Annotated in this window: 12 protein-coding genes; 7 read left to right on the top strand and 5 right to left on the bottom strand. The window is 72.9% G+C overall.

Annotation, left to right across the window (positions count from 1 at the left end; all coding sequences use genetic code 11):
* Positions 1–18: 18 nt before the first annotated feature.
* Both ABZX22_RS28065 and ABZX22_RS28060 read right to left on the bottom strand, forming a co-directional pair.
* On the bottom strand, positions 19–2976 hold the full coding sequence (locus ABZX22_RS28065; RefSeq protein WP_354914506.1) for a hypothetical protein: 2958 nt from the start codon (positions 2974–2976) through the stop codon (positions 19–21).
* 89 nt (positions 2977–3065) lie between these two features.
* Positions 3066–3866: a DUF3027 domain-containing protein gene (locus tag ABZX22_RS28060; RefSeq protein ID WP_354914290.1), complete on the bottom strand. Its 801-nt coding sequence runs from the start codon at positions 3864–3866 to the stop codon at positions 3066–3068.
* A gap of 124 nt (positions 3867–3990) precedes the next feature.
* Between ABZX22_RS28060 and ABZX22_RS28055 the strand changes: the two genes are divergently transcribed.
* A complete protein-coding gene (locus tag ABZX22_RS28055) occupies positions 3991–5547 on the top strand; it encodes an MFS transporter (protein WP_354914288.1) in 1557 nt (518 codons plus the stop codon).
* Between the two features lie 155 nt (positions 5548–5702).
* On the opposite strand, the gene ABZX22_RS28050 is transcribed toward ABZX22_RS28055, so the two are convergent.
* Positions 5703–6095 (bottom strand): cold-shock protein, encoded by a 393-nt coding sequence (locus tag ABZX22_RS28050; protein ID WP_354914504.1) that lies wholly within the window; start codon positions 6093–6095, stop codon positions 5703–5705.
* A gap of 87 nt (positions 6096–6182) precedes the next feature.
* Positions 6183–6773 carry an HAD hydrolase-like protein gene (locus ABZX22_RS28045; RefSeq protein ID WP_354914502.1) on the bottom strand — a complete coding sequence of 197 codons (591 nt, stop codon included), beginning with the start codon at positions 6771–6773 and terminating at the stop codon, positions 6183–6185.
* Positions 6774–6937: 164 nt separating this feature from the next.
* Between ABZX22_RS28045 and ABZX22_RS28040 the strand changes: the two genes are divergently transcribed.
* On the top strand, positions 6938–7216 hold the full coding sequence (locus tag ABZX22_RS28040; RefSeq protein ID WP_354914286.1) for a hypothetical protein: 279 nt from the start codon (positions 6938–6940) through the stop codon (positions 7214–7216).
* Positions 7217–7316: 100 nt separating this feature from the next.
* Positions 7317–7934 (top strand): helix-turn-helix domain-containing protein, encoded by a 618-nt coding sequence (locus ABZX22_RS28035; protein WP_354914284.1) that lies wholly within the window; start codon positions 7317–7319, stop codon positions 7932–7934.
* Here ABZX22_RS28035 and ABZX22_RS28030 read toward each other — a convergent pair.
* Positions 7927–8817 carry a hypothetical protein gene (locus ABZX22_RS28030; protein ID WP_354914282.1) on the bottom strand — a complete coding sequence of 297 codons (891 nt, stop codon included), beginning with the start codon at positions 8815–8817 and terminating at the stop codon, positions 7927–7929. The two genes, ABZX22_RS28035 and ABZX22_RS28030, sit on opposite strands and share 8 nt — an antisense overlap.
* 41 nt (positions 8818–8858) lie before the next feature.
* On the opposite strand from ABZX22_RS28030, the gene ABZX22_RS28025 reads away from it, so the two are divergent.
* From ABZX22_RS28025 to ABZX22_RS28010, 4 genes are read left to right on the top strand one after another with little or no spacing between them, the layout of a single operon-like run.
* On the top strand, positions 8859–11174 hold the full coding sequence (locus ABZX22_RS28025; RefSeq protein ID WP_354914280.1) for a helicase C-terminal domain-containing protein: 2316 nt from the start codon (positions 8859–8861) through the stop codon (positions 11172–11174).
* 60 nt (positions 11175–11234) lie between these two features.
* Positions 11235–12698: an AMP-binding protein gene (locus ABZX22_RS28020; protein ID WP_354914278.1), complete on the top strand. Its 1464-nt coding sequence runs from the start codon at positions 11235–11237 to the stop codon at positions 12696–12698.
* A gap of 57 nt (positions 12699–12755) precedes the next feature.
* The gene (locus ABZX22_RS28015; RefSeq protein WP_354914276.1) at positions 12756–13172 is read left to right on the top strand and encodes a hypothetical protein; all 417 of its coding nucleotides are present in this window, start codon (positions 12756–12758) and stop codon (positions 13170–13172) included.
* A 51-nt stretch (positions 13173–13223) separates the two neighbouring features.
* Entirely contained in the window at positions 13224–14870 is a 1647-nt protein-coding gene (locus tag ABZX22_RS28010) for a DNA repair helicase XPB (RefSeq protein ID WP_354914274.1), read from the top strand.
* Position 14871: the final 1 nt, after the last annotated feature.

The raw sequence follows: 14871 nt of genomic DNA, 5'->3' as shown, positions 1-14871 counted from the left end.
GGGGCACACCCTCGAGGGTCAGGACAGGTCGGACTCGGCGAGCAGCAGCGGCACCGCCGAGGGGTCGCGCAGGAGGGCGGCGACGGCGAGGCGGTCGTTCCACTGCCCCGTCGCCCACGCCAGCCCCCTGGCCAGCCCGTCGACCCCGTCGCAGTGGACCATCCCGTCGAAGTAGCGCCAGGCGCACGGCACCCCGTCGACCAGCAGCTTCTCGTGCTCGACGTACGCCTCGGGAGCGCCGGGCAGCAGTGACCTCACCTCCGCGGGCACCGTGCGCCGCACCCCTGACGAGGTGACCTCCCCCGTCACCAGCTCGCCCGCCAGCGGCAGGTCGAGCAGCTCCGACAGCGACTCGGCCAGGTCGAAGGGCGCCAGCACCAGCGGCCGGTCGGTCACCAGCTGCAGCAGGTCGGGGGCCTCCACGATCACCGCGTCGTCGGCCCCGGCGATCACGATGTCGCCACCGAGAACGGCCCGCACCGAGGAGGGCGGAGCCACCCGCGCCGGGTCGACGGCCGCCAGCGCCATCCACAGCGCCCGCAGCTGGGCCCGGTCGACGGTGACCTCGGGATCCGCCAGGAGCTCCAGGAGCTCCTCAGGGCCGCCGTGGGAGGCCAGCAGGTCGGTCAGCGTGGTGCGGACGCCCAGCATCGCCAGCGCGCCCGTGTCGAGCCCTGAGGGGGCCTCGTCGTACAGCCCGGTGAGCAGCGGGTCGGCTCCCGGCAGGCGCAGCTCGACCGGCCGCCGCCCGTCGAGGACCCGGTGGGTGGACAGCCACCAGGCGGTGTAGGACGGCACCTCGACGCCCTCGATCCGCAGCGGCATCAGCGCCCCCCGCAGCGGCGGCCTGGTGAGCAGCGCCAGCGCGGCCGGCCAGTCGGCCACCAGCTCCAGGTCGCGGATCGCGGTGAACTCCGGCACCACCGGCGGCACGTCGAGCGGGGGCAGCAGGTCGAGCACATGGTCGAGCCAGGCGTCCTCCTCGTCGAGGTCGTGGTCGCACGAGTCGACGTCGAGCAGCACGTCGGCGTCGTTGACGACGGCGAACCCGTCGAGCACGCCGACGGCGGTGAGCACCCGCGCGTCGTAGGTGTCGGCGGCCACGCCGAAGCCGGCGTCCTCGACCAGCAGCCCTGCCAGCGCTCCCGACGACAGGAGCAGCTCCCCCGCCGGGTACAGCGAGCCGTCGGCACCGCGCAGGGCCAGCTCCGACAGCCACGGTTCCTCGCCGGCCGTCAGCCCCGCCGCGTCGACCAGCGACAGGACGGCCCTGGCCACCGCGTCGGGGTCGTCGCTCTCGAGCGACTGCGCCACCGCCGTCCTGGTCAGCGGGTCGTCGAGGACCGTGCGCGGCGTGGCCTCGAAGGCGCCCAGGCGCAGCAGCAGCGGATGCGCCGCGTCGGAGTGCACGATGCGCAGGCCGAGCGGCGCGAGGTCGAGCGGCGCGCTGAGGATGAGCGTGCCGCGCGGACCGCGCACCAGGCGGCCGTCGGCCAGCGGCACGGGCAGCGCCCCGAGGGCCTCGGGGTCGTCGCCCGGCAGCACGTCGTACAGGGAACGCCACCACGACGGGTCGCGCCCCTCGATCGCCTCGCCCGACAGCTGGTCGACCACGTCGGCCAGCTCCACCCTGCGCACGCCGAGCGCCGACAGCGCCGGATGCCGCGCGGGCCAGCCGGCCGGCAGCAGGCCGGGCACGATCTCGGCGAGCACCTCCAGCAGTTCCCCCGGACCGTGGACGGCGGACGCCTCCCTGCCGGAGACCACCCACCCGTCACCGGACGGCTCGCGCACCGGGTGCTCGACCTGCCAGGTGGCGTCGGGGTCGTAGAGCGCGGCGTCGTCGAAGGAGGGCGAGGTCACCACCGGCGCGGGCGCCGACAGCGCGGGCAGCAGCGGCACGTCGGGCAGCAGGCGCAGGATCGCGCGCCTGATGCGGGCGTCGAGCTCGCCCTTGCCCATCAGCGCGGGCACCAGGTCGAGCAGCCGGGGCGTGCGCGGCAGCTGTTCGAGCAGCTTGACGTAGGTCTCGGCGACGCGCTCGACCAGGAAGTCGGTCAGCGGCCCTGGGGCGACGTGGCGCCGGTCGGTGGCCATCGGGAAGGAGGCGATGAGCAGCGCGGGCAGGTCGAGGGGCTCGTCGGAAGGCGTCGGCGCGTGGACGACCTGCGGCACGGGCAGCGGGCCCGCCTCCAGCGGCACGGCCCAGCGCACCGACCAGAAGGGCCTGGCCCGCTCCTCCGTCGGCCGGTCGGCGAAGTAGGTCGCGACCTCTTCAGGGGCGAACTCGCCCGAGGCCGACACGACGTGCCAGCCGGACGGCTCCACCGTGCGGGTGACCCCGTCGACGGTGATCTCGATCGCGGTCAGCGCCGGCATGCCGAGCAGCAGGGCCGGGCTCGTCTCGTCGAGCATCTGGCGCACCGCCGCCTCGGCCGAGGGGCGCAGCGGCAGCCGTACGGACGTCTCGAACCCGTCGGGCACCTCGACGGTGGCCGGGAACGGCAGCCGCAGCAGCGGCACGTGGCCCTCACGGGAGGTCAGCTCGGCGGCCAGCGCCGGCTCGGCCGCCACCAGCGCGGCCGTCTCCTCGCGCGACCAGCGGACCGCGCCCGTCGACCGCGAGCCGATCGACGGCTCGTCGCAGACGGACACGATCGCGGCGAAGCCGACGCCGAAGCGCCCCGCCGCGCCCACGTGGTCACGCTTGGCCGACACCCGCAGCGTCGACAGGCCCTCGACCCCGTCCGCGTCGAGCGGCGCGCCCGTGTTGGCGGCGGTGAGCACGCCGTCGCGCAGCTCCAGCCGCAGCACGCCGGGCACGCCGTCGCGCAGGGCGGCGTCGGCCGCGTTCTGCGCCAGCTCGACGATCAGGCGGTCGCGGTAGCCGCCGAGGGCGAAGTCCTCCTCGGCGTTGGCGTCCTCCCGGAACCGCGCGGGCGAGGCCCGCCAGGCCGTGAGGACGGCGGCGCGCATCCGATCAGTGCCGAAGGTGTCCACGGGGCTAACTCCTAAGGATCAGAGAGGGGCCACCGAAGGCTAGCGGTCGGCGCCGACAAAGCCGATCAGGAGTGACCGAGCTCCTCTGAGGCGGCCTCGTCGACCGAGCCCGACTCGACCTCGATCAGGTCGTAGCCCAGGTCGTCGAGGATCGGCGAGCTCTGCTCGACCGGCGGCGGCACGACCGCGGCCTCGGAGTGGGCACCGCAGCCGTGGTCGGCGGCGACGACCTTGCCGTCGTCGGGCGCGTACTCGTTGGCGCACACCCCGAACTCGCCCCGCAGACCGCCCGCGAGCGGCCAGAAGAAGCCGCAGGTGGAGCACTGCGCGGGCGCGGCGTGGGCGATCGGTGTGTGCGGCCCGGGGGCGCCGGAGTGCCAGCGCTTGGCGGCCCGGTCCCTGCCGACGGCCGACAGGACCCTGGCCCTGCCGAGGCCGTACTCGAAGATCATCTGGTGGTCGAGCTCTTCGTCATCGCCGGTGAAGCCCGGCACGAGCCTGTCGTCGTCCTCCGCGGTGGGCAGCAGGTCGCCGACGCCGAGATCGCCGGGCAGCAGCCGCTCGCTCCACGGCAGCCACGGGGGCGCCAGCAGCGCGCCCGTGCCGGGCGTCAGCACGGCCTCGCTGACCGTGACCTTCTTCGCGCGGGAGGCGCGCGTCACGGTGATGGCCCATCGCCAGCCCCGGTACGCCCGGTCGAGGCAGGCGAAGTAATGCGTAACGATCCGGTCGCCCTCGCCCTCGTAGCCAAGGTGCTCGCCCGGCTCTCCTGGTCCGGCGAGCTCCCGCGCTGCCTCAAGCGCGAGCTCGACGGCGGCGACACAGGCCTGATCAGGCGGGGAAACGCGGGTCCTGGTCCTGGTCAACGGCCCGCTCCCGCCGCAAGGTGCTGTTCGCTCACACTCCATTCTCACCCATGGACGGACGTGCGAGCACCCACGTCGGGTAAGACTGGTAAACGTGGATCGCGTGCTGTCGTGGGTGAAACGGGTGACTCTCGCTCTGGCGCGGGCCGGCCGGTCGACCGCCAGCGGCACCAAGCGGGCGGGAATGGCCACCGCGCGCGGCGGCAAACGGTTCGGGCTGGCCACCGCGAGCGGCGCCCAGCGGGTCGGCCACGCGACACGGCGGCTGACGCACGCCCAGGGCGCGGGCCGTACCGGCCTCGGCCGCCTCATCGAGCTGACGGCGGTCAACAGCGTCGGCGACTCGCTCATCACGCTGGCCCTCGCCGGCACCATCTTCTTCGGCCTGCCCGTCAACGAGGCGCGCGGCCAGGTGGCGCTCTACCTGATGATCACGATGATCCCGTTCGCGGTGGTCGCGCCGTTCGTCGGGCCGGTGCTCGACCGGTTCAGGTCGGGCCGCCGCTACGTGATGGCGGGCACTCTGTTCGCCCGCGGCCTGCTCTGCTTCGCCATGGCCGCCGCCGTGGGCCCCGGAGACGTGCTGACGCTGTTCGCCGGCGCGCTCGGGGTGCTGGTGCTGTCCAAGGCGTACCACGTCTCCCGCGCCGCGATCATGCCCAGCGTGCTGCCCGCCGACATCACGCTGGTCAGCGCCAACGCGAGGGTCGCGCTGTTCTCGCTGGTGGCCGCCGGCGTGGCGGTGCCGATCGCCGCGGGCCTCACCGCCTGGCTGGGGGCCGCCTGGGTGCTGCGACTCGCGATGGTCGTCTTCCTGCTGCTGGGGGTCGTCGCCGTACGGCTGCCGCGCCACGTCGACTCCCCCGTCCTGGAGGAGGAGGAACAGGAACAACCCGGCCGGCGGGCGCGGTGGCGGACCCTGCTCGACGTCGGCCCCGCCGTGACCGAGGCCGTACGGGCCAACGCCGCCATCCGCTTCTTCTCCGGCTTCCTGCTGTTCTTCCTGCTCTTCCTCGTCCAGGACGGGCACCTGAAGGACCTGCCCGCGACCACCACGATCGCCGTGCTGGCCGCGGCGGCCGGTCTCGGCGGCCTGGTGGGCGCCGCGACCGCCAACTGGGCGCGCAACCACTCGCCCCAGCTCATCGTGCTGCTCACGCTGGCCGTGACGCTGGTGACGGCGGGCGTCACCGCCTACCTGTTCGGCCTGTGGGCCGCCGTCGCCGTGGCGCTGGTCGCCGCGTTCGCGCAGGAGCTGGGCAAGCTGGCCCTCGACGCGATCGTGCAGCGCGAGATCGGCGAGAAGGTGCGCTCGTCCACGTTCGGCGTGGTCGAGGCGCTGCTCCAGCTCGCCTGGGTGTTCGGCGGGCTGGTCGGGCTGCTGGTGTCGGACTGGTCGACGGGCCCCGGCGGGCTCGCGGCGGTGGCCGTCGTGCTCGCCGTCACCCTCGGCTGGCTCCTGGTACGCCGGAGGGCGAGGGTCAAGGCCCGCGACGCCAAGCTCCACGCGGCCCAGGCGAGCCGGCCTGAGGAACCGCAGGACCCGCAGGACATGAGGCAGGACCCGCAGCAGGACTCGCGGCACGACCAGGCGAGCCGGCCGCGCAAGCCGCACGAGCCGCAGCAGGCCCAGCCGCCCGCGCCGGCCACCACCAAGCCGCTGACCAACCCGCACGGCTGACCAACCCGCACAGCGGAGCAGCCCGCACAGCGGAGCAGCCCGCACGGCTGAGCACAGCCGAGCCCGCACGGCTGGCGGCCCGAGCACGGACCGGCCGGGAAACCGTCAGCCGGGCTCGTCCAGGACCCCGGCCCCCGCGGGGCGGTCAGTCGCGGTCAGTCGAGGTCGTCGGCGACCGCGCGCAGCACCGTGGCGACCTTCTTGGCGTGGGCCGCGTCGGGGTGCTTGCCCCGCTGGTAGGACTCGGAGACGGCGTCGAGCAGCTTGATCAGGTCTTCCACGATCACGACCATCTCGTCCGGCTTCTTCCGCTTGCCCTTCGGCTTCGACTTGGCCAGCGTCGGCGGCTGCTCGAGGATCCGCACCGACAGCGCCTGCTGCCCCCTGCGTCCCTCGGCCACGCCGAACTCGACCTTCTGGCCGGGCTTGAGCGGCTCCCCGCCGGCCGGCAGCGCGGAGGAATGCACGAAGACCTCACCGCCGTCGTCGCGGGTGAGGAAGCCGAAACCCTTGTCGGCGTCATACCACTTGACCTTGCCAGTCGGCACAGGGGGGACCTCGTTCATGCTGTCGGAAAAGATGAATGGAAGTAGGTTATGCCCAGCCGGGCCGGAGAGCGACCGGGTAAATTCGCATCAGTTCCAGGCGCCGAACCAGGCGGAGAACTCCGTCAGGTCCGCCAGCGCCACATCGGCTCCGTGATCACGCAGCTCTCCCACCGTGTAAGGGCCAGTGGCGACCGTCACGCTGACGGCGCCGCCCGCTCGCGCCGCCTCGATGTCCGCGACGTGATCTCCAACATAGGCGGCCGCGCCGAAACGCGCGAGAGCCGATCCCTTTTCCGCGCCGAACACCGATCCGACGATCTCGTCCACCTCGAAGCCGAGCAGTTCGACCGTGCTCGTGGCGTCGCGCAGGTTCTTGCCGGTGACCACGATCACCCGCCCGCCCGCCTCCCTGACGGCCCGCACGGCGTCGTACGCGCCGGTCATGGCGGTGTGCACCGGGACAGCGACCTCCGGGTAGAGCTGCCTGAACAGCGTGGCCGCCGCGGGCACGTCGTGCGGCGGCAGCCAGTTGGCCAGTTCGTACTCCAGCGGCGGGCCGAGGCGGGTGATGACGGTCGCGCTGTCGATGGCGACGCCGAGCCGTTCGGCGAGCTGGTCGTAGACGGCCGCGATTCCCGAACGCGTGTCCGCCAGAGTCATATCGAGGTCGAATCCCACTGATTTCCCCACCCGTGCAGGGTAACGGGCGCCGGTATGGGACCGTTGAAGTGGGCAGAAAGGAATTACTTATCGAAGGAGCGGCCATGGCGGAAAGTCAGGAGACCAGGCCCCATCGCCCGGCACGCCCGGCCGTCCGGAAATCGGTGAGCGTGGGGCGCCGCATGGCCGACATCGCCGTGTGGACGGTGAGGGTGGTCTCGCGGACGGCCGCCCTCATTTGTGTTCTCGCGATCGTTTTCGCGATCTTTCCCGCCAATCCCGCCAACGCGCTCGTCCGGTTCGTCGAGTCCTTCGCCACGTCGCTGTCGCTCGGCCTGCACGACCTGTTCAGGCTGCCGGACGCGCGCTGGCAGGTCCTGGTCAACTACGGCCTGGCCGCTCTGGTCTGGCTGGTCATCGGGTCGGCCGCGGCGAGCCTGATCCGGCGCGTCACGCGGTAGCGACGCCGATCGGACCACCACAGGGTCCCTAGACTGGCACGAAGGTGGTGCGACGGTCTGATGAGGACGTTTCTCATTGGGTGGAGGTACTAGGAACGACATGACCAGATCGACGCGCGAGCGGATCGTCGACGAGGCCCTGCGGCTGTTCGCCGAGCGGGGCTACTCCGCCACCTCGGTGGCCGAGATCGAGGCCGCCGCCGGGCTCTCCCCTGGCGCGGGAGGCCTCTACCGCCACTTCAAGTCCAAGTACGAGGTGCTCGCCGCCGCGATGCACGAGCACGCCGCGCGCACGCGGACCCAGGTGGCCGACAGCCTGGCCACGCTCAACAGCATGGAGTCCTCGGCCGACCTGGAGCAGCGCCTGTCCCACCTGTGCCGGGCGGGCCTGGCGAAGGTGCGCGAGGAGAGCGAGCTGACCAGGGTGTTCTTCCGCGACCTGAGCCAGTTCCCCGAGCTGGTCGCGGTCGTGCGCGAGGGGCTGCTGCAGCCGATGTTCGACGCGATCACCTCGTGGTTCCGCGCGCAGCCGGAGTACGCGGAGGTCGAGGTCGACTGGACCGGCATCGGCGCGGTGCTCGGCGGCGCGGTCGTCCACTACCGGCTCTTCCAGGAGACGGTGGGCGAGTCGCCGGGCCACGCGGAGAAGGACCAGTTCGTCGCCGCCTGGGTACGGCTGGCCGTGGGCCTGCTGCCCGCGCCCGCACCGGTCAGCTGACGCCCAACAGCCGGACGGCGAGCCACACCACGCCCAGCCCCGCGAAGATCATGAACATGGTCCCGCTGACCGCGAAGAACTGCTCGAGGAAGGCGTTGAAGCCGCCGGTGCCGCCGGCCCGCAGGGCGCCGATCACCACCCCGCCCACCGCGTAACCGAAGATCGGCGCGCCGAGCCCGATCATCCGGTCCTTGAAGGAGAGGTTGTCGCTCACCAGCACGGCCACCGCGCCCGCCGCCCACACGATCGCGGGCACCTGGAAGATCGCGATCGCGGGCAGGCCGAACGGCACGAGCAGCGCGGCGAGCACGAGCAGCCCCATGCCGAGCACCTCGCGCGGGTGCTCCTTGACGAGGGTCCCGGCGTCCCCGCCGCCGGCCCCGGTCGCCCTCCGCGACCCGGCGAACGGCAGGCCGCGTCCGGCCTTCCCGGCCGGCCGTCGCCGCGCCTGCCGCCGGAAGCGCGCGACGCCAGGCGGCACGTCGTCCACGATCCGGGGGAAGACGACCGTGTCCTTCCCGGCCGGCCGTACCTCTGGTCCGGCCTGGCCCGCAGCGCGCTCCCAAGATCCGGCCTGGCCCTGGAGCCCCGCCTGGTCCTGGAGCCCGGCGGGCCGTACCTGGGGTGCGGCCTGGATCCGGGGGGCGTCGGCCGCGCCGCTCAGGCGGCGCGCCTCCCGCTCGACGAGCGCGACCGGGTCACCGAACCTGGCCAGCACCCTGGCCACCGCCTTCGGGTCGGCGCTGCCGCCGCGCTCGGCCTCGATACGGGCCCTGAGCCGCTTGACGAAGTCGAGCCGCTGATCCTGGCGCAACACGCCGTGAGCGGCGTCGGCCGCCTTGCTGACGTAGTCCAGGACGAGCTGGTCGGCCCGTTCGATCACGCAAGCCATGCTGCCCCAAACCGCCGGAACATACCATTGCCATGATGGAGTTCACCCAGTGGATCAGGGAGCGCACCGACGAGCAGCTGGGTGCGCTCGTCGCGGCGCGCCCTGAGCTGATCACCCCGGTCCCCGCCCACCTGGAGGGGCTCGCCACGCGCGCGGGCAGCCCCTCGGCGATCGGGCGCGCGCTCGACCGGCTCGACAGGTTCGCACTGGCGGTCGTCGAGACGCTGGCCGTGACCGACTCCGCGGACCGGGCGGCGCTGGGCCGCCTGCTGGAGCGGGCCGCGGGCGGCGAGGTCCCGTTCGACGACGCGCTCGAGCGGTTGCGCACGCTCGCCCTGGTCTACGGGCCGGACGAGGCGCCGCGGCTGGCCCCCGGCGTCCGCAAGGTGCTGGACGACCCCGCGGGCCTCGGCCCGCCCGTCGTCGAGGTGTTCCGGCACCACCCGCCCGAGCAGTTGGAGGAGATCGCCGACGACATCGCCCCCGGCACCGAGGGCACGGGCAAGGAGCGTCTGGCCGCGGCGCTGGCCGAGCCGGGCAAGCTGGTCGAGGAGGTCTCCCCGCCTGCCAGGCAGGCGCTCGACGAGCTGGCGTGGGGCCCGCCCAGCGGCCGGGTGCCCAACGCCCGCCGCGCCGTCCGCGTCGCCACCGCCCGCTCCCCGATCGAGGAGCTGCTGGCCCGCGGCCTGCTGGCGGCCACCGGCGAGGAGAGCGTGGCCCTGCCCCGCGAGGTCGGCCTGTACCTGCGTGAGGGACGGGTGCACCGCGACCTGTCTCCCGTGCCGCCGCCGCTGGAGGGCGCCGAGCGCTCCCGGCAGCTCGGCGACAGGACCGCCGCCGGCCAGGCGTTCACGTTCGTCAGGGCGGTGGAGGAGATGTGCGAGCGCTGGAGCCTCGACGCTCCCGGCGTGCTGCGCACCGGCGGCCTCGGCGTACGCGACCTCAAGCGCACCGCGACCCAGCTCGACCTGCCCGAGTGGGCCGCCGCGCTGGTGATCGAGGTCGCCCACGCCGCCGGGCTGCTGGGCGCGGGCGGCAGCGTCGACGGCGAGTGGCTGCCCACCCCCTCCTACGACACCTGGCGCGTCAAGTCCACTGAGGACCGCTGGGCGTCGCTGGCGGCCACCTGGCTGCACACCGACCGCGTGCCCGGCATCGTGGGCGAGCGCGACGAGCGCGACCGGCTGCTCAACGCCCTCCACCCCGACCTGCGCCGCTCCTCGGCTCCCGAGGTACGGCAGGCCACGCTGCGCGTGCTCGGCGCCGCCCCCAGCCTCGCGCCGTCCCGCGAGTCCGTGCTGCGGCGCCTGGCATGGGAGCAGCCCAGGCGCAGGGGGCCGCTGCGGGAGCAGCTGACCGACTTCACGCTCCGCGAGGCGGAGCAGATCGGCTTCACCGGTCTCGGCGCGCTGTCCACGCACGGCCGGGCCGTGCTCACGGGCTCGCCGGAGGCGGCCGCCCTCCTCGCCCCGCTGCTGCCCGAACCGGTCGACCACGTCCTGCTCCAGGCCGACCTGACGGCCGTCGCGCCCGGCCCGCTCACCAGCGAGCTGGCGCGCTGGCTGACGCTCGCCGCCGACGTGGAGTCGACGGGCGGGGCGACCGTCTACCGGTTCGGCGAGCCGTCCATCAGGCGCGCGCTCGACGCGGGGCAGGGGGCCGACGAGTTGCTGTCCATGCTGACCCGCCACTCGGCCACGCCCGTGCCGCAGCCGCTGACCTACCTGGTGACCGACGTGGCGCGGCGGCACGGCCGGATGCGCGTCGGCACGGCCAGCGCCTACATCCGCAGCGACGACCCGTCCATGCTCGACCAGCTCATCGCCGACCGGCGGTCGGCGCCGCTGCGGCTGCGGCGGCTGGCGCCCACGGTCATCGCCTCGCGCACCTCCAGGGCCGCGCTGGTCGACTCGCTGCGGGCGATGGGGTTCGCGCCCGTCGCCGAGTCCCTGGAGGGCGACGTCATCGTCACCCAGCTCGAGGCCAGGCGCACCGAGGGGCTGCCGGTCGCCAGGGCGCACTCGTCGTTCAACGGGCTCGACCCCGACGTGGTGGCGGCCGCCGTCCGCGCCATGCGGGCCGGTGACGCCCGCCGCGCCCCGCTCGACGCGCCCGACGGCGCGATCCCCCGCGGGCCCGCCACCGCCACCATCTCGGCGCTGCAGGACGCGATCCGCCAGGGCGTGCGGGTGTGGATCGGCTACCTCGACTCCCAGGGCAACGCGACCAGCCGCATCCTGGAGCCGGCGCGGATGGAGGGCGGATACCTGACGGCCTACGACGAGACGCGGGCGGCGGTGCACCGCTTCGCCCTGCACCGCATCACCGGCGTCGCCCCCGTCACCTGAGGCCCGCCAGGCTCTACCGGCCGCTTGACTCCGTCTGGAGGGCGGATCACCGTGTTAGGCGTGACCAACCACACGCTGGGCCGCCTGGCGGAGGACTCGTGGGCGCGCTTCGACGACCACGACGCCGTCTTCTACGAGGGGTTCTGGCATCGCAGTCACACGCTCGCCGCGCGTGCCAGGCGCGTCACCGGCGGCCTGGTCGAGGCGGGCGTCCGTCCCGGTGACCGCGTGGTCGTGATGATGGCGACCAGCCCCGACGTCCCTGTCGTCTACCAGGCCGTGTGGGCGGCGGGCGCGGTGGTGACCCCCGTGGTGTTCCTGGTCGGCGCACAGGAGCTGCGGCACATCGTCACCGACAGCGGCGCCGTGGCGATCGTGACCTCGCCCGAGCTGCTGGACACGGTGGAGGCGGCCGAGCCGGCGGTGCCGGTCTTCGTGGACGCCGAGAGGCTGGCCGGCGGCGCCGAGCACGGGCCGCTCGCCAGGGATCCGGGCGACCTGGCCGCCGTGATGTACACGGGCGGCACCACCGGCAGGGCCAAGGGCGTGATGCTCAGCCACGGCGGCCTGTGGCAGGTCGCGAAGGACGCCTTCGACCTGGCCTACCAGCCGGGCCTCACCCGGGCGATCGTGCCGGTCCCGCTGTCCCACGCCTACGGCCTGATCGTCTCGATCGCGGGCATGCACGCCAGGGAGCCGCAGCAGTCGGTTCTCATGCGCTGGTTCGACCCCAAGGTGTTCCTGCGGCTGGCGGCCGAGCAGCGCGTGCAGTACGGCACCGTCGTCCCCTCGATGCTGCAGATGCTGCTCGCCGAGCCGCTCGAGGACACCGCGCTGCCCGATCTGCGCCATCTCACCTGTGGCGCGGCCCCGCTGAGCCGCGCGGTGCTGGAGGAGTTCGAGCGCCGGGTGCCCAGAGTGCGGATCCTGGAGGGGTACGGCCTGACGGAGACGAGCGCCGTCACCACCTTCAACCCGCCGGGCAGGCGCAAGCCGGGCAGCGTCGGCCTGCCTCTCCCCGGCTACACGATCACGATCAGGGACGACGACGGCGAGGAGGTGGAGGCGGGCGACATCGGCGAGATCTGCGTCGCCGGCGAGTCGCTGATGCTCGGCTACTGGGGCGGCCTCGACTCCCCGGTCGTCGACGGCGAGCTGCGCACGGGCGACGTCGGCTGCCTCGACGACGACGGCTACCTGTACGTCGTGGACCGGAAGAAGGACCTCGTCATCAGGGGCGGCTTCAACGTCTTCCCCCGCGACGTGGAGGACGCGCTGAACGCCCATCCGTCGGTCGCCATGTCGGGTGTGGTGGGCCGTCCCGACCCCGTGCACGGCGAGGAGGTCGTGGCCTTCGTCCAGCTGGTGCCGGGCGCCACGGCCACCGCGGAGGAGCTGATCGCGTGGGCGAGGGAGCGCGTCGGCAGGGTGAAGTACCCCCGCGAGATCCATTTCACCGACCACGTTCCCATGACCAGTGTGCTGAAACTTGACCGGAAAGCCTTGCGTGCCCGTCTACCCTGAATGTCACTACATTTCGTGATATCTGTTGACCTTGCCGGTGAGCGAGAAGGTGACACAGTGAGCAGCGGTTACGACAGTTCGGGCGAGCAGGGCCCCTACGGCCAGGACCAGCCCTACGGCCAGCAGCAGCCGTACGGCTCGCCCTACAACAGCCAGCAGAACCCCTACGGCCCGCCGTACGGCCAGCAGCCCGGCTACGGTTACGGCTACCCGCCGCCCCAGCAGGGCCCGCGCACGCACGCGATCGTGGCACTCGTCATCAGCATCGTGCTCGCGCTCAGCTGCTACATCACCCCCGGCGGCATCGCCGGCGCGATCATGTCGGGCATCGCGCTCGGACAGGTCGACACCATGCCCGACAAGGCGCGCAACCTGCTCAAATGGACATGGATCAGCATCGGCATCAACGTCGCGCTGGTCGTCGTGGGATTCGGCGTGATCATCGCGCTGGGAGTATCAGGGAACCTGGACTAACCGCCGGTCTCCGGGTGTTGGATATGCGGTAGCCGTACCGACCCCGGAGAGATGCCTGTGAACGACGGCCCACTGATCGTGCAATCCGACAAGACCCTGCTGCTCGAGGTCGACCACGAGCGGGCCGACGAGTGTCGCAAGGCGATCGCGCCGTTCGCCGAACTGGAGCGCGCGCCCGAGCACGTCCACACCTACCGCGTCACCCCGCTGGCTCTGTGGAACGCGCGGGCCGCCGGCCACGACGCCGAGCAGGTCATCGACGCCCTCATCGGGTTCAGCCGCTACCCGGTGCCCCACGCGCTGCTGGTCGACGTGGCCGAGACGATGGCCCGCTACGGCAGGCTGCGCCTGGAGAAGGACCCCGCCCACGGCTTGGTGCTGGCCTCGACCGACCGCGCGGTCCTCGAAGAGGTGCTGCGCTCGAAGAAGATCCAGCCGATGCTGGGCGAGCGCATCGGCCACGACTCGGTCGCCGTCCACCCGAGCGAGCGCGGCAACATCAAGCAGGCGCTGCTCAAGCTCGGCTGGCCGGCCGAGGACCTGGCCGGCTACGTCGACGGCGAGAGCCACCCGATCAAGCTGCGGCAGGACGGCTGGGCGCTGCGGCCCTACCAGCAGGAGGCCGCCGACGCGTTCTGGCACGGCGGCTCGGGCGTGGTCGTGCTGCCCTGCGGCGCCGGCAAGACGATCGTCGGCGCGGCCGCGATGGCCCACGCCGAGGCCACGACGCTGATCCTGGTCACCAACACCGTCTCGGCCCACCAGTGGAAGCAGGAGCTGCTGCGGCGCACCTCGCTGACCGAGGACGAGATCGGCGAGTACTCCGGCAGCAAGAAGGAGATCCGCCCGGTCACCATCGCCACCTACCAGGTGATGACGACCAGGCGGAAGGGCGTCTACGCCCACCTGGAGCTGTTCGACGCGCGCGACTGGGGCCTGATCGTCTACGACGAGGTGCACCTGCTGCCGGCGCCGATCTTCAGGATGACCGCCGACCTTCAGGCCCGGCGCCGCGTCGGGCTCACCGCGACGCTGGTGCGCGAGGACGGCAGGGAGGGCGACGTGTTCTCCCTCATCGGCCCCAAGCGCTACGACGCGCCGTGGAAGGAGATGGAGAACCAGGGCTGGATCGCGCCCGCCGACTGCGTCGAGGTCCGGGTCACGCTGTCGGACGAGGAACGCCTGGCCTACGCGATGGCGGAGGCCGAGGAGCGTTACCGGTTCGCCGCGACCACGCCGTCCAAGACGCGGGTGACCGAGGCGCTGGTCCGCCGCCACCTCGGCGAGCAGGTGCTGGTCATCGGCCAGTACATCGACCAGCTCGACGAGCTCGCCGAGCACCTCGGCGCGCCGGTCATCAAGGGCGAGACGCCGATCAAGGAGCGGGAGCGGCTGTTCCAGGCCTTCCGCGACAAGGAGCTCCAGGTGCTGGTGGTCTCCAAGGTGGCCAACTTCTCCATCGACCTGCCGGAGGCGGCCGTCGCCATCCAGGTGTCGGGCACCTTCGGGTCACGGCAGGAGGAGGCGCAGCGGCTCGGCAGGGTGCTGCGGCCGAAGGCCGACGGCGGCGGCGCGCGCTTCTACACGGTGGTCAGCCGCGACACGGTCGACCAGGAGTTCGCCGCGCATCGCCAGCGCTTCCTGGCCGAGCAGGGCTACGCCTACCAGATCATCGACGCCGACGACGTCCACCAGTAAA

Origin of the sequence: Nonomuraea sp. NPDC003804 (assembly GCF_040610675.1) — a bacterium.
Classification (GTDB): Bacteria; Actinomycetota; Actinomycetes; order Streptosporangiales; family Streptosporangiaceae; genus Nonomuraea.
This window is presented reverse-complemented; position numbering and strand designations above follow the sequence as displayed.